This is a genomic window from Methanoculleus sp. UBA374 (assembly GCA_002508705.1).
GTDB lineage: Archaea > Halobacteriota > Methanomicrobia > Methanomicrobiales > Methanoculleaceae > Methanoculleus > Methanoculleus palmolei.
Genome location: DAYL01000033.1, coordinates 305,372 through 329,883, shown reverse-complemented (window position 1 = coordinate 329,883; position 24,512 = coordinate 305,372). Strand labels below are relative to the sequence as shown.

The window sequence follows — 24,512 nt, the reverse complement described above, 5'->3', positions numbered from 1 at the left end:
TGGCTGCGCCTGACACCCACCCGGCCTGCTCCCGGTTCTTTTCCAGCCTGCTCCGGCCGATGCGAATATTTATCGGTACAGGATCGGCATACCGGATTTCTATGGCTCAACTTGATATTACCAGATTACCGGGCATCATACAGGAACTCGCGCCGGATATGGAAGTGCTTGTCTCCCGGATCTACTCCTGGTACGTCGAACCGGGACACCTGGTCTTCCCCGACGCAATGAAAACATGGGTGCAGGAGAAGTACGGCGATATCGAGACCCAGCAGATCGTCAGGGTGACCAACGACCAGACCGGCGAGAGCACGCTCTTCAATTCGGTCCGGGCACGCCGTCCGGTCCTGACGCCACGCACCGAAGAGACACGGGACCTGCAGGTGCTTGCCGGGGAGGGGCCGTTCGCAAACCCCCTCGAAGAGACGCCCGCCGATACGTTCGGGAGGATCGACGGCGACCACTGGATCACAGCAAGCAACATCGCCAAGTACGATTACCTCCATGCCGTCATCATCGCGAAAGAGAACAATCCCTACATCACGGCAGAACCGCAGATAGCCGATATGATCAGCGTGGCCATCCGGTGGTGCCAGGACGCGCACAGGATAGACCCCCGTGCGGTCTACCCCCTTCTCATCTGGAACCTCCTATGGCGTGCAGGGGCGAGCGTCGTGCACAACCATGCCCAGGTCCTGCTCACCCACCGTCCGTATGCCGCTCTGGAACGGATCGAGAGGATCAGGGAGGAGTACCGGTGCCGATACGGGAGCGAATACTACGACGACCTCTTTACGGTTCACACTGCCGTCGGTCTCGGGCTCGTCTACGGGGCCGCCCGGGTCATGGCGCACCTCACCCCGAGAAAAGAGCACGAAGTTGTGATCCTCGCGGAGTCGCCGCGCGATCTCGCCCCTGCGCTCGCAAAAGTACTTGAGTGTTACCACAACATAGGGGTGCAGAGTTACAATGCGGCGGTGTATATGCCGCCGCTCGGAGGGAAGGGTCACTATGTCGCATGGGTGGTGGACCGGGGAGACCTGTATTCCCGGACCTCGGATATCGGGGGGATGGAACTTTACGCGGGGACACCCGTCGTTGCGTCGGACCCGTTCCGCCTGATGGAGCACCTTGCAGCCGTCATGCTGCCGTGAGGACAACTTCCCGCTCCCGGGGCCGGTATCAAATTTGTGGAAAAACCCACCGGCACCTTCTGCATACGCCGGGGGTCAGGAGGGGGGGCGCATCTTCTTCAGACGCTGCTCAAGGCGGTCGCCGTGCGAACCCATCCAGTAGAGTTTCCGGCAGATCGGGCACCACGAGAACCCCTTCCCCCGGGCCGACCGTGGGGCGTAGCGTGCCTCCCGGATCTCCCGCGCGGTGGCCGGCCGGAGGGACGTGTTGCAGAGCGAACAGCGGCACATCCGGATCTCGGGCTCGATGAGCCCGCGGTCGGCCACCTGCCGGACCTGATCCATGAGCGCTTCAGATTCGATGTAGACCGCCTGCGCCCCGCCCCGCCGGGCGAGTTCGCGGTCCCGGGTCAGGAGAAGCCGGTCGTCCCGGGCGGCGATCTCGAGGAGGAGCGTGTCCTCCCGGTTGCTGCCCGGGGCAAGGCTGTTCGCGCTCATCGTGTCGTAGCCCATGAACCGCAGGTAGCGGGTGAGCGTCCCGAGCATCCTGTCGGTCAGGAACCGGGCTTCACCGGATCTCCGAGACATACTCGATGCGCCCGCCGCACGTCGTGCAGGTATGATCTTTGAGCCCCCGCATCCTGACCGCATACCCCGACCGCTCGATGACGAGGCTGCCGCAGGTCGGGCAGTAGGTGTTCTCGTAGGGATGGCTTCCGACGTTTCCCAGATACGGGTAGTGGAGCCCGAGTTCTTTCGCACGCTCGTAAATCTTCTCGAGGGCCCGGATCTCGGTCGGCCTCACGCCCGTCATCCTGTAGTCGGGGTGGAACCGGGTGAAGTGCATCGGGGTATCGGGCCCGAGGTTCTCGAGCACCCAGCGGATGAGCGCCTCCATCTCCTCCATCGAATCGTTCTGCCCGGGGATGACCAGCGTGACCGTCTCGACATGCAGTCCGAGTTCCTTTGCAAGAGCCGTCGCGTCGAGGACCGGCTGCAGCCGCCCTCCGCAGACCTTCCGGTAAAAGGCGTCGGAGAACGACTTGATATCGACGCGAAAAGCCGAAAGCATCGAAGAGATCTCGCGGAGCCCTTCCTCGGTGATATAGCCGTTCGTGACGTAGACGGTCCCGAGCCCGCGCTTGCGCGCGCTCGTCCCCATCGCAAGCGGGTACTCGTGCCAGATGGCGGGCTCGTTATACGTCCAGGAGATGCTCGCGGAACCGGATGCAAGCGCCCGCTCCACGCCCTGCTCCGGGTCGAGGTCCCGGAGCGACTGCGCTTCCAGCGTCTCCTGGGAGATGGTCCAGTTCTGGCAATGTTCGCAGCGGAAATTGCATCCGACCGTTCCGAGCGAGTAGGAGAGGGTCCCCGGCAGGAAGTGGAAAAGCGGCTTCTTTTCGATAGGGTCGACCGCTTCGGCAACAATCTTACCGAAGGTGGCGGCGTAGAGCGTGCCGCCGCGGTTGATGCGTACGCCGCAGACCCCCGCGTTGCCGTCCCGTATGGTGCACCGGTGAGCACAGAGCGAACAGCGGACGGCGTTATCCTCCAGTTTCCGGTAGAGTCGCGCCTCGTGCATGATCACCGCGTGAGAGGAACCATGATATCTATCTTGCGGGGGTGCGGGCGGGCCGCTGCCGGCGCTTCGCCCCACCCGCAAAGCCCGGAGCCCCCGTGGAAATCGCGTGGAGAAGAGTACAGCATCTTCACAACAGATATATGAGTGATATCGGGGATAATAATAGGGTGGAATGAAGAAGATCGTGGTATCTCTGGGTGGCTCGGTTCTGGTTCCTTCGCTCGAATCGAACAATATCAGCCAATACGCCTCTGTTCTCAGAAGGATTGCTGGAAAATGTCGGCTTTTTATCGTTGTCGGCGGCGGCGGGGAGGCACGCCGGTACATCCAGGTCGCCCGTGACCTCGGTGTCGATGAGGCGACGGCGGACGAGTTCGGCATCCTGGTGACCCGGCTGAACGCGCGCCTTCTCGTGGCCGGACTCGGAGATGCGGCCTACCCGCGCGTTGCGGAGAGTTACACGGAAGCGCGTGAGTTTGCAGAGACCGGAAAGATCGTCGTCATGGGCGGCATCACCCCCGCACAGACAACGGACGCCGTATCCGCGGTCCTCGCCGAGAGCGTCGGCGCCGACCTCCTCATCAACGCCACGTCGGTCAACGGGATCTACAGCGCCGACCCGAAGACGAACTCCGGTGCGGTGAGGTATGAGCGCCTCACGCCGCATGAACTCCTCGATATCATAACCGGGTGCAGAATGAATGCGGGTGCCAATACGGTGCTCGACATCGTGGCCGGTAAGGTCATCGAACGGTCCGGGATCCCGCTCCTGGTCCTTGACGGCCGCGACCCGGAGAACCTTTACCGGGTGATCGTAGAAGGCACCGCCCTCGGCACCATCGTGTGCGAAGAAGACTCAAACCCCCTGCCGGCCTGAACGGTCCCCAATCGGTAACTATTTTTGTCTGCTTTTCCAATGTATGGTGGCACCGGGGCAGTAGGGTAGCCTGGTCCATCCTAGAGCGTTTGGGACGCTTTGACGGCAGTTCAAATCTGCCCTGCCCCATCAGCATGAACCGCGAAACCGCCTGTGAGGCATACCGTCGTCTTCTTGTGCAGTACCCCATCGTCGACGACAGGCGCCACTTTCTCAACTTTCATAACCCGTTTGAAACGCTGATCCTCACCATCCTCTCCGCGCAGACAACGGACCGCGCCGTCAACGCCGTCCGCGATACGCTCTTCTCCCGCTACCCGACGCCGGAGGAACTCGCCCGCGCGGAACCCGGGGAGGTGGAGCCGATCATCAAGAGCATCGGGTTCCACCGTACAAAGGCCCGCCACATCGTCGAAACCGCAAGGAAACTCGTCTCCGACTTCGGCGGCGAAGTTCCGCAGACGATGGAGGAACTGCAGACGCTTCCCGGCGTCGGGAGAAAGACAGCAAACATCGTCCTTTCTCAGGCGTTCGGGATCAACGTCGGCATCGCCGTCGATACCCATGTCCGCCGGGTCTCAAAGAGGATAGGGTTTACCGACAGCACGAACCCTGCCGTCATCGAGCGCGACCTCATGGCGCTCTTCCCGCATGAGGTCTGGCGGGACATCAACTACCTCCTGATCCGCCACGGGCGCGCTGTCTGCACGGCGCAGAACCCGAAACACGACCGGTGCGTCGTCGCCGACCTCTGCCGGTACTGCCGGGAGTTGCGTGCCGGGAAACCCCCGGACGAAGAATAAGGGCCCCGGATCACAACGTGCCTTTCGTGCTCGGTACGTCGCCCATCATGGAGGGGTCGACCGCCACGGCCGCCCGGAGCGCCCGTGCAACCGCCTTGAACGCCGCCTCACACATATGGTGGTCGTTCCTCCCCGTGACGGTGATGTGGGCGGTGATCCCGGCATTGGTGCAGAAACTGTAGAAGAAATGTTCGATGAGGTCGCCGGGGATGCCGCCCGGGCCCGCCGGCGAGAAGGCGGCATTGAAGACGAGGTATCCCCGCCCGCCCACATCGAGCGCCGCCCGGGCGAGCGCCTCGTCCATCGGGACGGCGGCGTCGGCGAACCGGGTGATCCCCCGTCCGTCCCCGACCGCTTCGGCAAGGGCCGTGCCGAGGACGATCCCGAGGTCCTCGATGGTGTGGTGGGGGTCCACCGCAAGGTCGCCGGCCGCCCGAACGGTGAGGTCCATCCGGCCGTGCCGGGAAAACGACGTGAGCATATGGTCGAAGAACGGTATTCCGGTCTCGACGGTCCCGGTCCCGGTACCGTCGAGAGTGAGGGAGAGATCGATATCGGTCTCCCTCGTGGTGCGGTGGACCTCACTCTTCCGCATGAGCCGCCCCCAGAAGATCCGAAAGACGCACCTTCCCGGCATAGAGGGCCGACCCGATCACCGCTCCCGCAGCTCCGGCGCCGCGAAGCGCTGCAACGTCCCCCGGACTCGATATCCCGCCCGAGACGACGACCGGAATACCCGTCCGGCGGAGGAGGTCCGTCACCGGACCGAGTGCGATCCCCTGCTGGAGCCCTTCTCGCTCCACGTTCGTGTAGAGGAGCGCTCCCGCGCCGAGGTCCTCGAACCGCTCCGCCCAGGAGAGGTAACTCCCCGCCGGTTGCTTCCACCCCTCGATCATCACCTCGCCTCCCCGGGCGTCGATCCCCGCCATGACCCGGGCGCTGCCGAACTCATCGGCAAGCGTCCGGATCGTCTCCGGCGACCGGACGGCAAGGGTCGAGAGGATCACCCGGTCGACGCCGGTATCGAGCCACCCGGCGGCGTCCTCCACGTTCCGGACCCCGCCGCCGAGTTCGACGAAAGCGCTGGTCTCCCCGATGAAAGCCCGGATCAGGTCGGCGTTCTTCTGCGCCCGGCCGAACGCCCCGTCAAGGTTGACGATGTGGAGGCCGTCCGCCCCCTCATCGAGCCACCGATGCGCCCAGGCGGCCGGGTCCCCATAGACCGTCGCCGCCTCAGGCCGCCCCTGTACGAGTTGCACGCACCGCCCGTCCAGGATATCGACTGCAGGATAGATCTCCATCTTCTCAACGTATGATCCGTTCAATGGGCATGACTAATATGTCTTTTGCGCCGGCCCGTTTTAACTGATTGATCAACTGATAAACTCGTTCTTCTTTCACGACGGCATGAACGGCGACCAGGTTCTCGTCGGACGCCACGTCCATCACCGTCGGGCCGGAGAGGCCGGGCAGCACCTGTCTCACATCTGCAAGAGCGCTCCGGTGCACGTTCATCATCAGGTAGCACTGCCCCTCCGCCCGGATGACGCTCTCGAGGGCAAGGACGATCTCGTCGATCTTCTCGCGTTTAGCCGTGAGAGAGGCGGGATTTGCAACCAGGATCGTTGTGGAGTCAAGGACCTCTTCGATGACGCGGAGGTGGTTCGTCCGGAGGGTCGTCCCCGAAGAGGTGAGATCGACGATGGCGTCGGCGATCCCGAGGTGCGGCGTCGCCTCGCAGGCCCCGCCGACGGTCACCACCGTCACGGTGATCCCGCGCCCGGCAAAGAACGAGCGGGTGATTCCCGGGAACTCGGTCGCCACCGTTGCCCCGGAAAGATCGGCAACAGCCTCGATATCGGACTCCTCCGGCACGGCAACGACGAGCGTTGCCCTTCCGGTCTGCAGGTCGAGCACCTGCTCGACCGTTGAGCCCCGCTCCATGACCATATCCCTCCCGGTGATGCCGAGGTCGGCGACGCCGCTCGCCACGTACTCCGGGATGTCGATGGGCCGGGCGAAGAGGATCTCCACGTGCGGGTCGCGGGTCCGGGTGATGAGCCTCCGCTCCCCCGCATCGACCAGATGGAGACCGCTCTTCTCGATCAGGTCGTTGACGGGCGCGGCGATCCTCCCTTTGTTCGGGATGGCAAGACGGACAAGCCCGGGCTCGAGCCCCGGCTTTCGGGATGCTGGTTTATTCATGGATAACGACAACTCCGGACCGGAAAAGATTAGAAGGTGGAGAGTTCTCCCCGGATGACCTTCTCGGTGATGGTGGTGGTCTTCTCCAGCCACCCGTCGATGATCCCCTCGATATCGGACCTGACGGACCCGATGGTTACGCCAGGTTTCGTAAGGACCTGGGCGCTTGCCACATGCGGCTGGTCGATCGGATAGCCGATCTGGGAGAGGAGACGGACGTACATCTCCTCGATGCCGTCGATCTCCCTGACACAGTCCTGCGCTATCTGCGTCGAAAGGAGGTTGTAGATCTTTCCGATGTGGTTGATCGGGTTTTTACCGCTCGTCGCTTCCATGCTCATGGGGCGGTTCGGGGTGATCAGCCCGTTCGAACGGTTGCCCCGGCCGACGGACCCGTCGTCGCCCATCTCGGCCGAAGTGCCCGAGACCGTCAGGAAGACGCTGCCGCCCTCAAGGTCGTCGGCGGTGTTGATAGCGACGTTGACCTTCCTTTGTGTAAACCGTTTTGCAACGAGAGCGATCTGCTCCGTCAGAACATTCTTTTGTTCGACGTACTCGGCGAGACTCGAGCAGTAGCGGTCTACAAACGCCATGGCGATCGTGAGAGTGATGACGTCGCCGTCACGCAGGCACATGATCTTGCAGTCCTGACCGATGACGGGATACTTCAGGCGGAGTTCGTCGTCGATGAACGCAGCAACACCCTTGACGATGCTCTCCGCCTCGCTGAACGGTGCGTGCCCGACACCGAACGAGGTATCGTTCGCCCGGGGGACCTTGCCCTCGCAGGACCGGAAGACGTCCCGGAGATCGGTCGACCCGTTCCCCATCCGGCAGTCGACGATGACGTCGCGGTCCATGTTGATGATAGGGAGGATCTTTTTGATGTAACTTCGTGCCGCTTCGACGGCAATCGCGTCTGCGGGGATGTTCACGCCGTTGAAGGTCCTGGTCGCCCGGCCCGAGATGAGGAAGTAGATCGGTTTCGTTATCCGGCCGCCGCCGAACTGCGGGATCGACTCCCCCGCCACGACCTCGCCCTGGTCGGTGTTGTGGTGCAGGACGCTGCCGCACTCCTCCAGGTATGACCTGCTGAGCGCCCGGCTGATCGATTCCGCGACACCATCCGCAAGGCTGTCAGGGTGCCCGAGGCATTTCCGTTCTACGAGTTCAATCCGCTGCTTCTCGATCGGGATCTGGTCAAGCCCTTCAACGCTGATGTTCCTGGTCATCAAATCCACCGTAGTTCTAAAGTAATATAAGAGAAATGATTGCAACTCATATAACCATTTCTAACCATTACTCCTGAGATGAATGTCGGAGCGGATTCCTATTTTGCAATTGCCGTCCCTGAAGACACGCACCATGCCCCCGCTCTCGGATACCGTGATCCCGACGACCGGGACCTCGTGCGTGATGGACGCAGTTGCGCGGTGCCTCCCTCCAAGGCCCCCGGGAAGAGAGATGCCCCGCCCGGTGACGTCCAGGTAGCGCCCCGCCGCCCGCACCTCGCCGTTCTTATCGATGACGAAGACGCCGTCCAGCTGGGCGAATTCCTTGACGCTCTCCCAGTTATCCTTGTTCTTGATGTCTCGAAGAGCGGCCGGCTGGCCCTGGTAGGGGTTGAGGATCGCCTGGTGGGAATGCTTGAAGATCTCCTCCGGGTCTCCGATGATAAACGCGGTGCCGATGGCCCTTCCTTCCCTGCCTTCGAGCGCGATCTCGAGGGCGAGCGTCAGGGCCGCGTGGAGCACCTCGCGGGGGACGATATCGGAAAAATCCTTGAGATTGATGAAGTTCTTCCCCTCCTCGATGTCGTAGATGATGACGGCGTAGGGAAAGACTCCGACAACGAGACCGCTCTCCAGGTTTCGCCGGAGGTAGAGGTGGACGGCGGCGTCAAGCATATGCCGCTCGCTCACCTCAAGGATATCGTGCATGGTGAGGTCCTTTAAGACATCCAGTTGCAGTTCCTGCACCCGGATGATCTGAATATCGGGCGCGCCCGGGGGGACCGAGGCCGGCTCGACGAACGAGACGACCGCCCGTGCACCGATCTTCGCCGCCACCTCACAGGCGGTGGCAAGCATCAGGTCGCCGTTCATAGCACCCCCCGAACCAACCCCGGTATCTCCGACGGCCGGGACGCGACCGGGACGTTGAGGGCGGCGATGCGCCGCACCTTGGAGCGTGCGTCGCCTTCACCGCCCTCGATGATCGCCCCCGCGTGGCCCATCCTTTTCTCCGGCGGGGCGCTCACGCCGGCGATGTAGGCGACGACGGGGAGGTCCGTCGACCGGACGCCCTCCTCTTCGAGGTTGCCTCCCACCTCGCCGATGACGACGACTGCCCGCGTCTGCGGGTCCTCTTCGAACCGTGCGAGCACGTCCACGAACGTCTGGCCGATCACCGGGTCGCCGCCGATCCCGACCACCGTGCTCTGGCCGATACCGGCACGGGTGAGTTCGTCAACCACCTCGTAGGTGAGGGTGCCGCTCCGGGAGACGACGCCGACCTCACCCCGGGTGGCGAGATGGGCCGGCATAATCCCGAGTTTGCACTCTCCCGGCGAGAGGAAACCCGGACAGTTCGGGCCGATGACCGTGCAGTCGTGGAGTTTTGCGTAGGAGATCGCCTTCATGGCGTCGTGAACCGGGATATGCTCGGTGATGACGACGGCTAGATCGATCCCCGCGTGCGCCGCCTCCATGACCGAGTCGGCCGCGCCGCTCGCCGGGACGAAGATGACGCTTGCGGTCGCGTCGTGCTCCCGGAGCGCCTCCGCTACCGTATCGTAGACCGGCACGCCGTGAACCTCCTGCCCTCCCTTGCCGGGCGCGACCCCGGCGACGACGCCGCGGCCGCCGACCTTGCGCGCGTAGTCGTTCATCAGTTCCGTGTGGAACCGACCCTGCCTGCCGGTGATGTTCTGCACGATCACGCCAAGGGATCTCTCTCCGTAGATCATGCTGCGACCTCCAGCGCCGTCTTCACGGCCGCATCCATGCTCTCAAGCATCCGGTAGCCGTGCTCGGCAAGCAGCCGCCGCCCTTCCTCCTCGTTTGTCCCGGCCATCCGGACGATGACCGTCGGTGTGACGTCGGCGGCGATGATGCCCTTCGCCACCTCGTCGCACCGGGTGATGCCCCCAAGGAGGTTGACCACGATCACCGTGACCCCGGGCATGCTCGCGACAAGCCGGACGGCGTGCATCACCCGTTCCTGGTCGGCGCCGCCTCCCACGTCGAGGAAGTTCGCCGCCCGTCCGTGATAATACTCGATAAGGTCGAGCGTCGACATCGTGAGCCCGGCGCCGTTGCCGATGACGCCGATGGTCCCCCCGAGCTCCACATAGGAGAACCCGTGCTTCTCCGCCTCACGCTCGCGCTCCGAGAGGTCGCGATTGACCGCTATCCCCTGGCGGGCGAGGGCGTTGTCGTCGATGATGAGTTTCGCGTCGGCCGCGTAGACTCCTTCCGGCGTCGTCACGAGCGGGTTGATCTCGGCGAGAAGAGCGTCCTTCTTGCAGAAGACATGATAGAGTTTATTGATCATCTCCCGAACGCCGTCCGGGACGTTCCCGGTGAGTTCACGGAGAAGGAAGTTCGGGACATCGGAGAGCAGGGGTGAGAACGTGATCTTTCTGATCGCATCGGGGTTCTCCTTTGCCGTCCCCTCGATCTCGACGCCGCCGACGTCGGCAAAGAGGATCACCGGCTGCTTCGCCGAGCGGTCGATGGCGATGGAGACGTAGTACTCGTGCTCGATCGCGAGGCGCTCCTCGATGAGAACCCGGGGGACGGGTACGCCCTTGATCGGGGTGTGGAAAAGGTGCCGCGCCGTCTCGACGACATTGGAGGCGTCGGCCATGAGGACGCCGCCGGCCTTGCCCCGGCCGCCGACGTCCACCTGCGCCTTGACGACGACTTTTTTCCCGAGTTCGTTCATGTGGAGGAGGATCTCCTCGTGCTCGCTGACCAGGAGGCCCCTCGGCACCCGGATGCCTTCCTCCCTGAAGAGTTCTTTTGCCTCAAATTCAAGCAGCTTCATCTTTACGACCCCTTTCACCGAGTTCAAATCCCCGCTTCAGTGCCCTGAGATTCAGATCTTCGGTGCCTTTCGGCACGCTGTCGAGCACCGCGCGTTCGATCGCCTCCCTGCTCACAACCCCGGTTGCGGCCACGAGAGCGCCGATCATCACGATATTTGCCACGATCTCCCGGCCGAGGGTCCCCTTAGCCTCCGCCGTTGCCGGGATCTCGCAGTAACGCGAGATCGGACGCGACCGGACCAGGTCGGCGTCAAGGAGCATGACCGCGTCCTCCCGCGCCCGAACTCCGTACTTCTCAAACCCCTGCTGGGACATGATGACGTAGATGTCGGGGTCGGCCACTTCGGGGTAGAGGATGGGCGCATCATCGATCACCACCTGCCCCATCGAGGCCCCGCCCCGGGCTTCAGGGCCGTAGACCTGCGTCTGTACGGCGTATTTGCTGTCGTAGAGCGCCGCCGCCCGGCCGAGGATGACCGCGGAGAGGATGATCCCCTGCCCGCCGTATCCCGAGAACCGGATCTCGTGTCTCATCGGCGCGCCCCCATCGCCGGCCGGCTCCTTCGGACCAGTTCCCCGACGGTGAAGGTCCCGTCCGGGATCGGTCTCCCCTCCGCGACCGTCCGGTTGTACTTCTCGACGAGCATCGCATGGCTCCGGAGATACTCGATCATGTCCGAGACGCGCCGGAGTTTATTGTGGCGGCCGTAATTCGTCGGGCACTGGGTCCTCACCTCGACGAACGCGAGTCCCGGCGTCTGCATTCCGGCGGTTATGGCCTTCGTGAGTTCCTTGACGTGGTAGGAAGTCCAGCGGGCGACGTAGTTTGCGCCCGCCGCCACGGCAAGTTCCGCGAGGTCGAAGGCCGGTTCGCTCGACCCGTAGGGCGTCGTCGTCGAGAACGCTCCCGGCGGGGTCGTCGGGCTCCCCTGCCCGCCGGTCATGCCGTAGATCAGGTTATTCATGCAGACCACCGTCATGTCCACGTTCCGGCGGCAGGCGTGAATGAAGTGGTTCCCGCCGATGGCGGCAAGGTCGCCGTCTCCCGTGAAGACGACGATGTTGAAGTCCGGGCGTGCCAGTTTCACCCCGGTGGCGAAGGCGAGCGCCCGCCCGTGCGTGGTATGGAGCGAGTCGGTAAGGATGTACCCGGGAGCGCGGGAAGAGCACCCGATCCCGGATATAAAGACCGTCTCGTTCCGCTTCCAGCCCATCTCCTCCACCGCCGCAAGGGTGCAGTTGATGACCGTCCCGTTGCCGCACCCGGTGCAGTAGATGTGGGGCAGGCGGTCTTTCCGGAGCCAGTCGGGCGCGGTCATCGGTGCGCCTCCAGGGCCCGCGCAAGTTCGGCGGGGGTGTGGAGTTCTCCCCCGATCTTCGGCAGGGAGACGACCGGCCGGTCTACATGGCGCTGGACCTCCCGCACCATCTGGCCCATGTTCAGTTCCGGCATCAGGAAGACGTCGGCGTTCGGGAACTCCTGCAGGGCACGCTCCGGGAACGGCCAGACGACGCGAAGGCGCAGGTGGCCGACCGTGTCGTCCGGATGGTCGTGGATCACCTGCTCCACCGCCCGTGACGGCGCACCGTAGGAGATGAAGACCGTCCCGGCATCGGGGTTCGTGACCTCGTAGTCGGCGATATCGTGGCGGGCCAACTCGACCTTCGCGACCAGCCTGCGCACGAGCTTCGCGTGCGCTTCGGGGTCGGTCGTGTCCGGGTAACCCCGCTCGTCGTGGGTGAGGCCCGTCACGTGGACGGACCTCCCCGAGCCGAAGGGCGCGAACCCGGGAACGCCGTCGGCACCGGCCTCGAACGGAAGAGAACCTTCCGCAAGCGGTCGCGGGGGGGCGATATCGACGGCGTCGGGGATGGTCACCCGCTCCCGCATATGGCCGACGATCTCGTCGGCCATCAGGAATGTGGGGACTCTGAACCGGTCCGCGAGGGCGAACGCCTTCACCGTCAGGTCGAACATCTCCTGAACGGAGTTCGGGGTGAGCGCGATGGTGCTGTAGTCGCCGTGCGACCCGAACCGGCACTGGAGCATGTCCCCCTGCGCCGCCCGCGTCGGCTGGCCGGTGCTCGGGCCGCCCCGCTGGACGTTGACGATGACGCACGGCGTCTCGGTCATGGCCGCATAGCCGATGTTCTCCATCATCAGCGAGAACCCGGGGCCGCTTGTCGCGGTCATCGCCCTTGTTCCCGTCCAGGCGGCCCCGATCACCGAGGCGATGCTTGCAAGTTCGTCCTCCATGGAGATGAAGACCCCGCCGATTTTCGGGAGTCTTCGGGCCATGGTCTCGGCGATCTCGGTCGACGGCGTGATCGGATAGCCGCCGAAGAACCGGCACCCCGCGGCAAGCGCACCCTCGGCACAGGCGGCATTTCCCTGCATGAACTCAACCCGGCTCAAAACTCCACCTCCACCCGGTGCGGTTCGAACGGTTTCTCGTCAACCCAGGAGATGGCCTGGTCGGGGCAGATCATCTGGCAGACCCCGCAGAGCGTCCGCCCGTAGAGGGCCTGCAGCCGGCAGTTCGTGCACCGTTCCGGGCGGTCGAGGACCGGGGAGACGATCCCCCGGCGATTGAGTTCCGTCCCTTCCTGAAAGATCCCATAGGGGCAGACCAGCACGCAGAGGTTGCAGCCTTTGCAGCGGCTTTCATCGATGACAAGTTTCATGAGACGGCATCCTACATGGTATTGAATCGCTGGTGAAATTGTGTTTTCGCTTTCTCGCGTACGGCGCGGAAGAGATCGCCGCCGTGGGCGTCGATTCCGACCGTCAGCGGCAGGTGATCGGCCCTGATGACCCAGACGGCTTCAGCCATGCCGAGGTCTTCGAAGTAGACGCCGGATAGAAGCAGGCGGGAGGCGGCGAGCGCGGCGCACCCCCCCGTGAGCGCGAGGTAGACGGCGCGCCCCCGGAGTTGCTCGACCACTTCGGGCCCCATCCCGCCCTTGCCGATGAAGACCCGGACGCCCGCGTCGATGAGGAAACCCGTGAGGGCGTTCATCCGGGCCGACGTGGTGGGCCCGGCAACGACGAGGCGATCGCCCTTCACCACCGGGCCGCAGTGATAGACCGCGGCGCCTTTCGGATCGAAGGGTATGCCTTCTTTCATCATGCGGAGATGGGCCTCGTCCCGGGCGGTGTAGATCGTCCCGGAGAGGGTGACCCGGTCGCCGGCCCGGAGCGAGAGGACCTCGTCGCCGAGCGGCGTTACGAGGTCCGTCACCACCGCACCTCCACGGTCGCCCGGCGGCAGGCCCAGCACTGCACGTTCACCGCCACCGGGAGGGACGCGGTGTGGCAGTCCGCCCGCTTCACCTTCACCGCAAGCGCCGTCGTATCGCCGCCGAGACCCATCGGCCCGATACCGAGGGCGTTGACCGCATCGCAGATCTCCTGCTCGTCACGGTCCATGGTATCGACCGGGAGGAGCAGGGCTTCTTTTGCAAGTGCCGCCGCCGCGTCAAACGTCCCGCCGATCCCGACGCCGAGAATGACGGGCGGGCAGGGCCTGCCTCCCGCGAGGAGCACCGTCTCGACGACGAACTTCGGGACCTCCGCCGCCTGCGAGGGGAGAAGCATCCCTATCCTTGAGACGTTCTCGGAGCCTGCACCTTTCGGGAGCACCGTCACCGTGAACCGGTCCCCGGGCGCCACGTGGACGACCGGCACCCCGACACCGGTGTTATCCCCGGTGTTTTCCCGGGTGAGCGGGTCGACGACGTTCGGGCGGAGAGGGATCGCGGCCGTCGCCCGGCGCACCCCCTCCCGCACCCCCGTAAAGAGGGAAGCGGAGAACGGAACGTCGGGAGGCAGGGTGATATAGACGACCGGCACCCCGGTATCCTGACAGATCGGCACCCGCCGTTCCCGGGCGAGTTCGACGTTCTCCAGGATGTTCGTGAACTCCTGGCGTGCGATCTCGTTCCTCTCGGTCGCCGCCGCCCGCCGGAGCACTGCAAGTACGTCGGGAGGAAGCCGGAGCTCGGCCTCTACGAGGGCTCTCTCTGTAGCCTCTGCCAGTGCGCCCGAAAGTGTCGAATCTGCCGAATTTATCATCATGTATACTGGCGGGAAGGGTTTATAATAATCCACATTCCCACGGGTACCGGATCTACGGGTTGCTCCCCGGAAAAAGGGTGGGACTGGGTGCGGATTTATGCTTCCGGTGCCCGCTCTTCGACAATCCTTGCGGGAGTCGGGATCTTGTAGATGCCGCGCTGGAGAGAGATCTTTGCCTTCTCGGCATACTGCGGGCTTGTCCAGACGGTGAAGACTTTCTGACCCCGTTCAACCCGTGCCGCGGTGCCGACGGCTTTCCCGAAGGCGAGGCGCATTCCTTCCGAGACACGGTCCGCTCCTGCGCCGGTCGCCTGCTTGTTCTCACGGAGAACGTGGTGCGGGAAGGTCCGGATCTTTAAATGGTAGTTTACCCTCCCTACTTCCTTGAGGAGTTGCCGGTTGATGCTGATACGAGCGGCTTCAAGGGCCGTGTGGCGGATCTGGCAGGTCTCCTCGGCGACGATTGAGAACTCAACCGGGAAATCCTGGCTGAGGTTGCCCATATCGAACTGCACAATCTTGCTGCCCGGAACGCCGCCCATGTATTCTCTGCGTGTATATGCTTTCTTTGCGAGATTCCTGTACATCTTCGCTGGTTTTCGTACCATCTTTAAAAACTCCTGCCGATCTATGAGTCCTTTATAAAATTGAGATCTCCTCTAATAAACCTTACGAGAAGTCTTCACTCTCGTCGATCATCCGGAGCACCCTCCGGCGGACTTCCGCGAACTCGGCGCTGGTCCGGTCGCGCGGCTGCGGCCAGGGGATGGGGATAACCTCCCGGACCGTCCCCGGCCGCGGGGAGAGGACGACGATCCGGTCGGAGAGGTAAACCGCCTCGTCGACGCTGTGGGTGACGAAGACGATCGTCTTCTTCGTCTGGCCCCAGAGAGCGAGGAGTTCCTTCTGCATCTTGTTCCGGGTCTGGGCGTCCAGGGCGCCGAACGGCTCGTCCATGAGGAGGACTTCGGGATCGTTTGCAAGCGCCCGGGCTATCGCCACGCGCTGCCGCATCCCGCCGGAGAGTTCGTAGGGGTAGGCGTCCCGGAATTGAGAGAGGCCGACCATCTCGAGGTACCGCTCCGCCGTCTTCCGGCGCTCCTCCTTTGCGACGCCCTTCATCTCCAGGCCGAACGCGACGTTGTCGATCACCCGCCGCCAGGGAAAGAGGGAGTACTCCTGAAAGACCATCCCCCGCGTCGGGGCCGGGCCGGTGACCCGCTGGCCGTCGACGGTCACGCTCCCGGCGGTTGCGGTCTCAAGCCCGGCGATGATCCGGAGAAGCGTCGTCTTCCCGCACCCCGACGGCCCGACCAGGCAGACGAACTCCTTGTCCCGGATATCCAGGGTAACGCCGGCAAGCGCCTGCGTTACGGTGCCGTCCTCCTTCGGGAAAGCCTTGTTGATCCCCTGTATCTTAACCCCGCTCATGCTAAGCCACCTCCCCTGCATGCCACCGCAGGAGACGCTGGTCCACGTAGTTTCGGAAGATCCGGTCGATAAAGAGGCCCAGGAACCCGAGGATCAACATGTAAGCGACGACTTCGGGCATCTGGTGGAGGTAGTAGTTGTGCCAGAGTTGGTAGCCGAGGCCGTACGTGGAGACGCCGAACATCTCGGCGGCCACAAGGCACATCCACCCTACGCCCATGGCCGTTCTGATGCCGGAGACGATCGACGGGACGGCTGCGGGAAGGGCGACGTAGCGGATCACCTCAAAGGAGGTGTCGCACCCGAGCACCTTGCCCGCCTCGACATAGACCTTCGGAATGCCCCGAAATGCAGAATAGGTCGCGGTCAGGATCGGGAAGAACGCTCCGGCAAAGATGACGAACCCCGCCGCCTGGCTGGTGAGCCCGAACCAGATGATGGCGAATGGAATCCAGGCGAGCGGCGGGATGGGGCGGAGGATCTCGATGATCGGGTCGAGCAGGAAGTCCGCCACCCGGAACCATCCCATCAAAACCCCGATGGGAATGCCGAGGAGGAGCGCCACGATGAGTCCGATCCCGAAGTGTTCAAGACTGACCATGGTGTCGGTGAGGAAGGTGCCGGACTCTAAAAGCTCGACGAACGCGCCGAGGACGTCGCTGACGCTCGGAAGGATGAAGGACTGCCCCACCACGTATTCCGCGACGATCTGCCAGATCACCGCCACGACGATGATCGATGCGATGCCGAGTAATCGTTTCTGTGTCTTTTTGTTCATGGCTTCAGTTCCGCTGCGTGGGTTACCTGCCGGAAGGCGGGGTGAAGACGGGCTCACTCCGGAAGGTTCTTCCCTTATTTCATCGGCATGTCTCTAAAAGATACTTTTGGAGGGAAAAGCGGGGAGGTCCCGGGTTATGATTCCCGGGCTTTCTCGTAGAACGAGAAGTCGAAGAGATCGTCCTCGGTGAGAGGCCTGTCGATGTAGCCGAGGTCGTACTGAAGGTTCGTGTACTCGACTACCGACGGCGCGATGACCCGCGGGTCGGTGGTCCAGGTGCCGTCCCAGTCCCTGAAGGACGCCTTCACGGTCTCGACGTCCTGTCCGGTCTTCCTTGAGTAGATGGATGCGGCCTCGTCCAGGTGTTCGCGGTTGTACTCCGTCGCATTGATATGCGTCTTAACGATCTGTTCGACGATCTCCGGGTGCTCGCGGATTAAGGAGCCGCTCGCAACGAGGACACAGCATGAGTGGTCCTTGATCATCTCGCCCGACTGCACCACGGTTCTTCCCGTGCCCTCCGCCTCGATGACGGCCGGGGACGGGTGGGGCAGGAAGACGCCGTCGACCTGGCCTGCGGAGATGGCGGTGGTGGCGGCGCCGGGGTCCATGGCGACGATGGTGACGTCTTTTGCGGGGTCGACACCGTTCTCCTCAAGCCAGGTCCTGAGAACGGTGTCCTGGATCGTCCCCGGCGGGAAGGTTGCGATCTTCTTACCCACGAGGTCTGCGGGGGTCGAGTAGGGGATCTCGTTCCTGAGCACCAGGTCGGACCCCTGCGTCTGCACCGCTGCAACGATCTTGGCGTCAAGTCCGCTGCTCACGGCCGCGATGACCGGGGCGGAGCCTACGTAGGCGACATCAAGGTCCCCGGCAAGCATCGACTGCATCTCAGGCGCCCCGGTGGGGAAGTTATAGTCGGTCACCTGAGTGACGCCCAGGGGCGCAAGGTCGGTCTGCCACCATCCCTTCTCCATCGCGGTCATGTGTGCGGTCTGGTGAGTGCTCGGCTGGTAGCCGATCCGTAGGTGCGTCACGTCGCCGGTATCCGTTCCCGTGCACCCGGAGACAAATGCAAACGCTGCAACCAGGGCCACGGCCAGAACAACTGCAATAATTGGTCTCATAAGCATCTTCCATAGGTAATAGTTGCAAGTATAGTGAGTAGTCTTCATATTGTCAGTATATAGTTTTATCGAAAATGAGGGTTTTTGTTATACTATAGTAGAAATTTTTGACCAATTGTTTTCCTTATGGGGTAATCCATGCGTACGGGGCGGCCTCCTTCCCGGAGAGAGGATGCCGGGGATGAGGAGGGCACGTTTGGGGCTTTGCCCGTTCACCGGCTTTCCAGCGGTTATCGCGCCCGAGAGAAAGAGGCACTCCCTTCGAAACTCTCCGAGTTTCTCAGGCCCGCATTCCCCGTTGCCCCCCCTCTTGCGGCGATATACCCCGGGTCCGGCATACGGAGCCCTTTTCATCCACCGATCCGGCAGTCGAGATCAAAACAAGACTCATCTCGAATTTTTCGGGCACTCAAGTCCGCTGCACCGTCCGCAGTCACGCCCAGGGCATCGCACCCCCTCCGGTATCCTCCCCGCCGCCGCGGGTGTGGTTTTAATCTCTATAGAGCCAAACGGTACAGGCAGGACTGTTGATAGGATGCGAACGGATCAGATTCGGCAGGGCCGTCTCTCCGGCGAACGTTCGGGCGATCTCGAGCACTTTCTTGCCTCGATGGACGCCGACCGCTGGATCGCGGAGGTGGACCTTCTCGTGGACATGGCACACCTCCTCGGCCTCTCCCGGCAGGGGATCATCGAAGAAGCACCGGCACGGGCGCTGATGGCGGCGCTCCTCGACCTCCACGACCACGGCCTCCCGAAAGAGGCGTTCGACGAACGGTTCGAGGACATCCACGCCGGAAAGGAGGCTTACCTCATCGACCGGGTCGGGGAGGACGTCGGCGGCCGCCTCCACATGGGGCGGTCCCGGAACGACGAGGTCGCCACCTGCGTGAGGATGCGGCTCAAAGAGGAGATCATCGCCCTCGTGCGGTCGCTTGTCGACCTGCGGCAGACCCTGCTCAGCGTTGCCGCCGCCCATACGAAGACGGTGATGCCGGGCTTCACCCACCTCCAGCACGCCCAGCCCACGACGCTGGCTCATTACCTTCTTGCCTACGAGCAGGCCTTCTCCCGCGATACGGCCCGGCTCCGGGAGGCGTACGCCCGTGTGGACGTATCGCCGCTCGGCTCGGCGGCATTTGCCTCGACCGGCTTTCCGCTCGACCGTAACTACACCGCCGCCCTCCTTGGCTTTTCCCGCCCGGCGCGAAACAGCATGGACGCGGTCGCCGCCCGGGACTTCGTCATCGAGGTGCTCGCCGCCGCCGCCGCCTGCATGACGACGGTAAGCAGGCTCTGTGAGGAACTCGTCCTCTGGAGCACCGCGTTCGTCGGGTTCGTCCAGCTGGACGACGCCTACTGCTCGTCCTCCTCGATCATGCCCCAGAAGAAGAACCCGGACGTTGCCGAGATCATGCGGGCGAAGGCCGGATCGGTCGCCGGGGAGCTTGCCGCGGCCGTCACCATCGTGAAGGGGCTCCCCATGAGTTACAACCGCGACCTTCAGGAGGCGACTCCGCACCTCTGGCGGGGAGTGGAGGCGGTCCGGCAGAGCATCCCGCTTCTCTCCGGCATGATCGGTTCTGCGGCCTTCAACACCGGGCGGATGGCCGCCGAGGCGGGCCGGGGTTTCTCCACCGCGACGGAACTTGCCGACGTCCTCGTCCGGGACTACGGGCTTCCCTTCCGCACCGCCCACCGGATCGTCGGGCGGGCGGTCAGACACGGCTCGCTCGACCTCGCCACGCTCGAAGGCGCCGCACGGGAAGCGGCCGGCCTCTCGGTCGTGGGCTTGGGTGTCACCCAGGAGCGGATCGATGCAGCCCTCGATCCACGTCACGCCGTCGCGGTGCGGGGCATCGTCGGCGGCCCGGCGCCCGCGGCGGTCGCGGTGCAACTTTCCGAACAAAAAGAACTCCTCCGCCGCGATGCGATATGGGCGGAGGAGACCGATGCGGCGCTCAATCAAGCGCTTGAACACCTTATCCTTGAATCACGGAGGCTGGTAGCATAACGGAGACTCTGCAAACCGGCGACCTGGTGCGGTACGCGAGCGGCGGGACCGCCCTCACCGGGACCTACATCACCGAGCGTGACGGGATGGCCGTCGTCAAACTGGACAACGGCTACAACATCGGGACATCCCCCGAGAAGATCGAACTGATTGAGCGCGCTGCTCCGCAGCCGCCGGCAGGCGCCGGAGTCGTCATCCAGAACCCCGACCTCCCGGAACTCGCCATCATCTCCACCGGCGGGACGATCGCAAGCAGGGTGGACTACCGGACAGGGGCCGTGACGAGCCAGTTCTCGGCGAGCGACATCCTGCGGGCGATCCCGGAACTCGGGGATATCGCCCGCTACCGCGACCGCCAGGTCGCAAGCATCCTCTCGGAGAACATGCGCCCGGCGCTCTGGCAGGAACTTGCCCGGGCGGTCTACGACGAGATCCGGCACGGGGTCTCCGGGGTGATCGTCACCCACGGCACCGACACGATGGCCTACTCGGCGGCGGCCGTCAGGTTCATGCTGAAGACGCCGGTGCCGGTGGTCTTTGTCGGGTCGCAGCGGTCCGCCGACCGCCCGAGTTCCGACAACGCCATGAACGCCCTCTGCAGCGCCGCCGTCGCTGCCGGCGACCTCGGCGAGGTGGCGGTGGTGATGCACGCGACGACGAACGACGACCGGTGCTCCATCCACCGGGCGACGAGGGTCCGGAAGATGCACACCTCCCGGCGCGACGCCTTCCGGAGCATGGGAATGGCGCCGCTCGGCTACGTCGACTACCCCTCCCTCTCCGTCGCCCTCTCGGACGAGGCGGTCAGGCGGGGGACCGGGGAGCCGGAACTCCACGATGCGCTCGAAGAGCGCTGCGCCCTCCTCAACTTCTACCCCGGTATGCCCGCCGCGGTCCTCGACGCCTTTGAGGGCTACGCGGGCCTGGTCATATCGGGGACGGGGCTCGGGCACGTGGCGACGGAGTGGATACCCCCGCTCCGGGATATGATCGAGGACGGGACGACCGTCGTCATGACGTCCCAGTGCCTGCACGGCCGGGTCTGCGACCGGGTCTACAACACCGGAAGAGACCTTCTTGCCGCCGGCGTGGTTGAGGGGGAGGACATGCTCCCCGAGGCGGCGCTCGTCAAACTGATGTGGGTGCTCGGGAATGAAAAAGACCCCGAACGGGCGGGCGAGTTGATGCAGACCGACCTTGCGGGCGAGATCCGGCGGAGGTCGAGTAATGGACTATAAGGAACTCGGCCTCAAAGCCGGGATCGAGATCCACCAGCAACTCGACACCGCCGAGAAACTTTTCTGCCGGTGCCCGACCCTTCTCCGGGACACCAGCGAGCGGACGGGAGAGTTTTACCGTTACCTCCGGGCGACGGAGAGCGAACTCGGTGAGATCGACCGGGCGGCGCGGGAAGAGATGAAACTCGTCCGGAAGTTCTGCTACTATACCTACGATACGGTCTGTCTGGTGGAGCACGACGAGGAGCCTCCTGCCCCGATGAACCCCGAGGCGCTCGAAGTCTGCCTCACGATAGCGAAGATGCTCGGCATGACCCCCGTCGAGCAGGTGCAGACGATGCGAAAACTCGTCATCGACGGTTCGAACACCAGCGGGTTCCAGCGGACGGCGCTCGTTGCGCTCTCCGGCGCCCTCCCGGACGGCTGCCGGATCGAGACGATATGCCTGGAAGAGGAGGCGGCGCAACGGGTCGAGGGCGATACCTTCTCACTCGACCGCCTGGGTATCCCGCTCGTCGAGATCACCACCGCGCCCTGCATGCACACCCCAAAGGCCGTCCAGCGGATCGCCGAGTATATCGGCATGGTGCTCCGCTCCACCGGCCGGGTGAAACGGGGCCTCGGGACGATCCGGCAGGACATCAACGTCTCCATCGCCGGCGGCGCACGGGTTGAGATCAAGGGCGTTCAGGAGCTCAACCTCATCGCCGAGGTGGTCAGCCGCGAGGTCGAACGGCAGACGAACCTCCTTGCCGTTCGCGACGCTTTACGGGAGCGCGGCGCACGGGTCGACCACACCGTCGTCGACGTCACCGAACTCTTTGCCGGAACGGCATCCTCCATCCTGAAGAAGGCAAAGTCCATCCTCGCTATCCGGCTCTGCGGGTTTGCAGGTCTCGTCGGGCGGGAGATCCAGCCCGGCCGCCGCCTCGGGAGCGAGATGTCGGACTACGCGAAGAAGTGCGGCGTCGGCGGGATCTTCCACACCGACGAACTCCCCGCCTACGGCGTCACCGCAGAGGAGGTCGCCCGGCTGCGGGAGGTCGTCGGTGCCGCGGAAGAGGACTGCGTCGTCATCGTGGCGGCGGGAAGAGAGCGGGCCGGCTGCGCGATCGAGCAGGTGATGATCCGCGCGGAGATGGCCCTCTCCGGCGTGCCCGAGGAGACCCGGAAGATGCTGGAAGAAGGGAGCACGGCCTACATGCGCCCGCTTCCCGGAGCTGCACGGATGTACCCCGAGACCGACGTATTTCCGGTTGAGATCGATAAGGACCGCTGGGAGAGCATCGCGGTGCCCGAACTTCTGACCGACCGGGCGGAGCGGTTTGTCAGGGCGTTCGGGCTTGACGAGGCGCTGGCGCACCAGATGGCGTTCTCCGAGCGGCTGCCGACGTTTGAAGCGGCCGTCGCCGCCGGTGTCCGCCCCACCACCGCGGCACGGACACTGCTTGCCACCTGCCGGGAACTTGCCCGCGACGGCGTGGCCGTCGACCGGGTGAGTAAAGAGGAGATCCTTACCCTCCTCTCCGCCGTGGAAGCCGGCCGGGCTGCAAAGGAGGCGATCCCCGACCTGATCACCGAACTCGCCCGGACGGCGGGCGGTGGCGGCGGAACGCCCCGGGAGCGGGTGGATGCAGCCATTGCCAGGATGGCCCCCGCCGTGTCGCGGGCCGATGTGGAAGCGATCGTGCACCGCATCGTGGCCGAGCGGGAGGCATTCGCCCGCGAGAAGGGCATGGGCGCACTTGGTCCCCTGATGGGGGTCGTCATGCAGGAACTCAGGGGGAGCGTGGACGGCAAGGTCGTCAGCGAGGTCCTCAGGCGCGAACTAAAAGAATTACTCGCCTGATCTCCGGAACGATTGCCTCCCGCCCCGGACCCGGTCTGTCCCGGCCGGGCTCCGGGTTACTTTTATCAGAGGGTCAGTTCATAATCATAAAGGAGTTCTATCATGGGAAAGACAGGAAGTGTTCAGTGGGCCCAGGTTAAGGGCGTAAAGGGGCAGATACGACTCGTCCCTGCAAGTGAAGGCGAAGTGAAGAGACCCGGCCCGAACCAGCGGTTCAAGCCTGCGGCGGCTATCCTCAAACGAGCAAACAGGGAAGGACAGGACTCCCGGCGCGGCGGACGCGGCGGACGGGGTGGACGCGGCGGCCGAGGCCGAGGTGGAGGCGCCCCCACCATGGACGCACGGGTACGCCGGTGTATACGGCGCGCCAAGGTGTCGGCTCTCGGGACCAAGCAGAAATCAAGATAAGCCGTCCCGCTCTTCTCTTTCGATACTTTTTATACTAGCGAGTTCCAGTATGAGTATGGATCTCAAAACCGCCGTCAGGGTCTACCAGTTTGCCGAACGGGCGAAATCCGAACTGATTGTCGGGTCGCACCTGACGACAGCCCTGATCCAGTTTCCGCTCCAGGAGAAACCCGGCGGAAAACGGATGCTCGTGATGGTGCTCGAGTCAATCCGTTCGGAGCTCGAGTTTGCGTATGGGGGCACGGAACTTGGTGAATTTAAGAAGGCCATCGATCACCTCAACGAAGCGATCGCTCTCACCGAGAGCATGGAACTGGGCGCCGCGTCGGAACGGCTGAGCAGAGGCGTCAGCGCCGTTACGACCGCCGCACAGGCTGCGTGGGATACGCTCAAAGAGCATGAACTCATCTGATTTTCTTCGATTCTTAAAAACGCGGTCGTCGGTTCGGGAATACTCCGGGGAACCGCTTGACCCGGAGGATATCGACTACATCCTCGCCGCTGCGAGAACGGCGCCGAGCGCCGGAAACCGTGAGGCATGGGACGTCGTCATCGTAACCTACGAAGACGCGAGGGAGGAGCTTGCGCTCGCGGCCTTCGAGCAGGTGCACATCCGGGAGGCCCCTGCGGTCTTTGCGGTCTGTGCGAACTACGTACGGTCCATGTCGCACTACGGGGAGCGGGGGATCCTCTACGCGGTGCAGGACGCCACCATCGCCTGCACGTATATGATGCTCGCCGCACATGCCCGGGGCCTGCACTCGTGCTGGACCGGGGCGTTCAACGAAGACTCTGTTCGCGAGACCCTGGGCCTCCCCCAGCATGTCCGTCCCGTCGCGCTTCTCGCGGTCGGCAGGGGAACGCCGCCGCTCGAACCTATGGAGCGTATGCCGGTGGACGAGCACACGCACCGTGAGACCTGGTAGGACGCCTATTTC

At 63.9% G+C, this 24,512-nt stretch carries 28 protein-coding genes and 1 tRNA gene; 10 read left to right on the top strand and 19 right to left on the bottom strand.

All coding sequences use genetic code 11. From position 1 onward, the window contains the following. Nucleotides 1–101: 101 nt before the first annotated feature. Nucleotides 102–1,154 carry a hypothetical protein gene (locus BRA42_RS13235; protein WP_292409181.1) on the top strand — a complete coding sequence of 351 codons (1,053 nt, stop codon included), beginning with the start codon at nucleotides 102–104 and terminating at the stop codon, nucleotides 1,152–1,154. Nucleotides 1,155–1,229: 75 nt separating this feature from the next. Here BRA42_RS13235 and BRA42_RS13230 read toward each other — a convergent pair whose 3' ends face one another. Beyond that, on the bottom strand, nucleotides 1,230–1,721 hold the full coding sequence (locus tag BRA42_RS13230) for a Mut7-C RNAse domain-containing protein (protein WP_292409184.1): 492 nt from the start codon (nucleotides 1,719–1,721) through the stop codon (nucleotides 1,230–1,232). Beyond that, nucleotides 1,702–2,715, bottom strand: a complete 1,014-nt coding sequence (gene amrS, locus BRA42_RS13225; protein WP_292409186.1) for an AmmeMemoRadiSam system radical SAM enzyme — start codon at nucleotides 2,713–2,715, stop codon at nucleotides 1,702–1,704. Before amrS ends, BRA42_RS13230 begins: the two co-directional genes overlap by 20 nt. Nucleotides 2,716–2,887: 172 nt before the next feature. Between amrS and pyrH the strand changes: the two genes are divergently transcribed. The 3 genes from pyrH (at nucleotide 2,888) to nth (ending at nucleotide 4,395) form a co-directional block, all read left to right on the top strand. Continuing rightward, nucleotides 2,888–3,592: a UMP kinase gene (pyrH, locus tag BRA42_RS13220; protein ID WP_292409188.1), complete on the top strand. Its 705-nt coding sequence runs from the start codon at nucleotides 2,888–2,890 to the stop codon at nucleotides 3,590–3,592. A gap of 54 nt (nucleotides 3,593–3,646) precedes the next feature. After that, nucleotides 3,647–3,721, top strand: a tRNA-Pro gene (locus BRA42_RS13215). A 5-nt stretch (nucleotides 3,722–3,726) separates the two neighbouring features. Beyond that, nucleotides 3,727–4,395 (top strand): endonuclease III, encoded by a 669-nt coding sequence (gene nth, locus BRA42_RS13210; protein WP_292409190.1) that lies wholly within the window; start codon nucleotides 3,727–3,729, stop codon nucleotides 4,393–4,395. A 10-nt stretch (nucleotides 4,396–4,405) separates the two neighbouring features. Here nth and hisB read toward each other — a convergent pair whose 3' ends face one another. From hisB to BRA42_RS13125, 17 genes are all read right to left on the bottom strand, one after another. Further along, entirely contained in the window at nucleotides 4,406–4,990 is a 585-nt protein-coding gene (hisB, locus tag BRA42_RS13205; RefSeq protein ID WP_342770718.1) for an imidazoleglycerol-phosphate dehydratase HisB, read from the bottom strand. Beyond that, nucleotides 4,977–5,696 carry a 1-(5-phosphoribosyl)-5-[(5-phosphoribosylamino)methylideneamino]imidazole-4-carboxamide isomerase gene (hisA, locus tag BRA42_RS13200; protein ID WP_292409290.1) on the bottom strand — a complete coding sequence of 240 codons (720 nt, stop codon included), beginning with the start codon at nucleotides 5,694–5,696 and terminating at the stop codon, nucleotides 4,977–4,979. The genes hisB and hisA overlap by 14 nt, the downstream gene beginning before the upstream one ends. A 4-nt stretch (nucleotides 5,697–5,700) precedes the next feature. Further along, on the bottom strand, nucleotides 5,701–6,600 hold the full coding sequence (gene hisG, locus BRA42_RS13195) for an ATP phosphoribosyltransferase (RefSeq protein ID WP_292409194.1): 900 nt from the start codon (nucleotides 6,598–6,600) through the stop codon (nucleotides 5,701–5,703). Between the two features lie 29 nt (nucleotides 6,601–6,629). Continuing rightward, nucleotides 6,630–7,832 (bottom strand): methionine adenosyltransferase, encoded by a 1,203-nt coding sequence (locus BRA42_RS13190; protein ID WP_292409195.1) that lies wholly within the window; start codon nucleotides 7,830–7,832, stop codon nucleotides 6,630–6,632. Nucleotides 7,833–7,892: 60 nt separating this feature from the next. After that, nucleotides 7,893–8,705 carry a DNA integrity scanning protein DisA nucleotide-binding domain protein gene (locus BRA42_RS13185; protein ID WP_292409197.1) on the bottom strand — a complete coding sequence of 271 codons (813 nt, stop codon included), beginning with the start codon at nucleotides 8,703–8,705 and terminating at the stop codon, nucleotides 7,893–7,895. Beyond that, nucleotides 8,702–9,568 carry a succinate--CoA ligase subunit alpha gene (gene sucD, locus BRA42_RS13180; RefSeq protein ID WP_292409199.1) on the bottom strand — a complete coding sequence of 289 codons (867 nt, stop codon included), beginning with the start codon at nucleotides 9,566–9,568 and terminating at the stop codon, nucleotides 8,702–8,704. Before sucD ends, BRA42_RS13185 begins: the two co-directional genes overlap by 4 nt. After that, nucleotides 9,565–10,650, bottom strand: a complete 1,086-nt coding sequence (locus tag BRA42_RS13175; protein ID WP_342770717.1) for a succinate--CoA ligase subunit beta — start codon at nucleotides 10,648–10,650, stop codon at nucleotides 9,565–9,567. The genes sucD and BRA42_RS13175 overlap by 4 nt, the downstream gene beginning before the upstream one ends. Next, on the bottom strand, nucleotides 10,637–11,185 hold the full coding sequence (locus tag BRA42_RS13170; RefSeq protein WP_292409203.1) for a 2-oxoacid:ferredoxin oxidoreductase subunit gamma: 549 nt from the start codon (nucleotides 11,183–11,185) through the stop codon (nucleotides 10,637–10,639). The genes BRA42_RS13175 and BRA42_RS13170 overlap by 14 nt, the downstream gene beginning before the upstream one ends. Beyond that, the gene (locus tag BRA42_RS13165; RefSeq protein WP_292409205.1) at nucleotides 11,182–11,970 is read right to left on the bottom strand and encodes a thiamine pyrophosphate-dependent enzyme; all 789 of its coding nucleotides are present in this window, start codon (nucleotides 11,968–11,970) and stop codon (nucleotides 11,182–11,184) included. The genes BRA42_RS13170 and BRA42_RS13165 overlap by 4 nt, the downstream gene beginning before the upstream one ends. After that, nucleotides 11,967–13,067 (bottom strand): 2-oxoacid:acceptor oxidoreductase subunit alpha, encoded by a 1,101-nt coding sequence (locus BRA42_RS13160; protein ID WP_292409207.1) that lies wholly within the window; start codon nucleotides 13,065–13,067, stop codon nucleotides 11,967–11,969. Before BRA42_RS13160 ends, BRA42_RS13165 begins: the two co-directional genes overlap by 4 nt. Then, entirely contained in the window at nucleotides 13,064–13,336 is a 273-nt protein-coding gene (locus tag BRA42_RS13155) for a 4Fe-4S dicluster domain-containing protein (RefSeq protein WP_292409209.1), read from the bottom strand. Before BRA42_RS13155 ends, BRA42_RS13160 begins: the two co-directional genes overlap by 4 nt. Before the next feature lie 11 nt (nucleotides 13,337–13,347). Next, nucleotides 13,348–13,893 carry a FumA C-terminus/TtdB family hydratase beta subunit gene (locus BRA42_RS13150; protein WP_292409211.1) on the bottom strand — a complete coding sequence of 182 codons (546 nt, stop codon included), beginning with the start codon at nucleotides 13,891–13,893 and terminating at the stop codon, nucleotides 13,348–13,350. Continuing rightward, nucleotides 13,890–14,729: a fumarate hydratase gene (locus BRA42_RS13145; protein ID WP_292409213.1), complete on the bottom strand. Its 840-nt coding sequence runs from the start codon at nucleotides 14,727–14,729 to the stop codon at nucleotides 13,890–13,892. The genes BRA42_RS13150 and BRA42_RS13145 overlap by 4 nt, the downstream gene beginning before the upstream one ends. A 95-nt stretch (nucleotides 14,730–14,824) precedes the next feature. Then, the gene (locus BRA42_RS13140) at nucleotides 14,825–15,337 is read right to left on the bottom strand and encodes a 50S ribosomal protein L16 (RefSeq protein WP_292409215.1); all 513 of its coding nucleotides are present in this window, start codon (nucleotides 15,335–15,337) and stop codon (nucleotides 14,825–14,827) included. 61 nt (nucleotides 15,338–15,398) lie between these two features. Then, complete coding sequence (locus BRA42_RS13135; protein WP_292409217.1) at nucleotides 15,399–16,160, bottom strand: ABC transporter ATP-binding protein; 762 nt, start codon at nucleotides 16,158–16,160, stop codon at nucleotides 15,399–15,401. 1 nt (nucleotide 16,161) lies between these two features. Then, a complete protein-coding gene (locus BRA42_RS13130) occupies nucleotides 16,162–16,938 on the bottom strand; it encodes an ABC transporter permease (RefSeq protein WP_292409219.1) in 777 nt (258 codons plus the stop codon). Nucleotides 16,939–17,072: 134 nt separating this feature from the next. Continuing rightward, entirely contained in the window at nucleotides 17,073–18,065 is a 993-nt protein-coding gene (locus tag BRA42_RS13125) for an ABC transporter substrate-binding protein (RefSeq protein ID WP_292409221.1), read from the bottom strand. Nucleotides 18,066–18,600: 535 nt separating this feature from the next. Between BRA42_RS13125 and argH the strand changes: the two genes are divergently transcribed. The 6 genes from argH to BRA42_RS13095 all read left to right on the top strand — a co-directional run bounded on the left by argH (nucleotide 18,601) and on the right by BRA42_RS13095 (nucleotide 24,500). After that, on the top strand, nucleotides 18,601–20,079 hold the full coding sequence (argH, locus tag BRA42_RS13120) for an argininosuccinate lyase (protein WP_342771045.1): 1,479 nt from the start codon (nucleotides 18,601–18,603) through the stop codon (nucleotides 20,077–20,079). Then, nucleotides 20,076–21,317 carry a Glu-tRNA(Gln) amidotransferase subunit GatD gene (gene gatD, locus BRA42_RS13115; RefSeq protein WP_342771047.1) on the top strand — a complete coding sequence of 414 codons (1,242 nt, stop codon included), beginning with the start codon at nucleotides 20,076–20,078 and terminating at the stop codon, nucleotides 21,315–21,317. Before argH ends, gatD begins: the two co-directional genes overlap by 4 nt. Continuing rightward, nucleotides 21,307–23,166 carry a Glu-tRNA(Gln) amidotransferase subunit GatE gene (gene gatE / locus BRA42_RS13110; protein ID WP_342771044.1) on the top strand — a complete coding sequence of 620 codons (1,860 nt, stop codon included), beginning with the start codon at nucleotides 21,307–21,309 and terminating at the stop codon, nucleotides 23,164–23,166. The genes gatD and gatE overlap by 11 nt, the downstream gene beginning before the upstream one ends. Before the next feature lie 102 nt (nucleotides 23,167–23,268). Then, nucleotides 23,269–23,574, top strand: coding sequence for a DUF5350 domain-containing protein (locus BRA42_RS13105; RefSeq protein WP_292409227.1), 306 nt, complete (start codon nucleotides 23,269–23,271; stop codon nucleotides 23,572–23,574). A 55-nt stretch (nucleotides 23,575–23,629) separates the two neighbouring features. Continuing rightward, nucleotides 23,630–23,986 carry a hypothetical protein gene (locus BRA42_RS13100; RefSeq protein ID WP_292409229.1) on the top strand — a complete coding sequence of 119 codons (357 nt, stop codon included), beginning with the start codon at nucleotides 23,630–23,632 and terminating at the stop codon, nucleotides 23,984–23,986. Next, entirely contained in the window at nucleotides 23,973–24,500 is a 528-nt protein-coding gene (locus tag BRA42_RS13095) for a nitroreductase family protein (RefSeq protein ID WP_292409231.1), read from the top strand. The genes BRA42_RS13100 and BRA42_RS13095 overlap by 14 nt, the downstream gene beginning before the upstream one ends. Nucleotides 24,501–24,512: the final 12 nt, after the last annotated feature.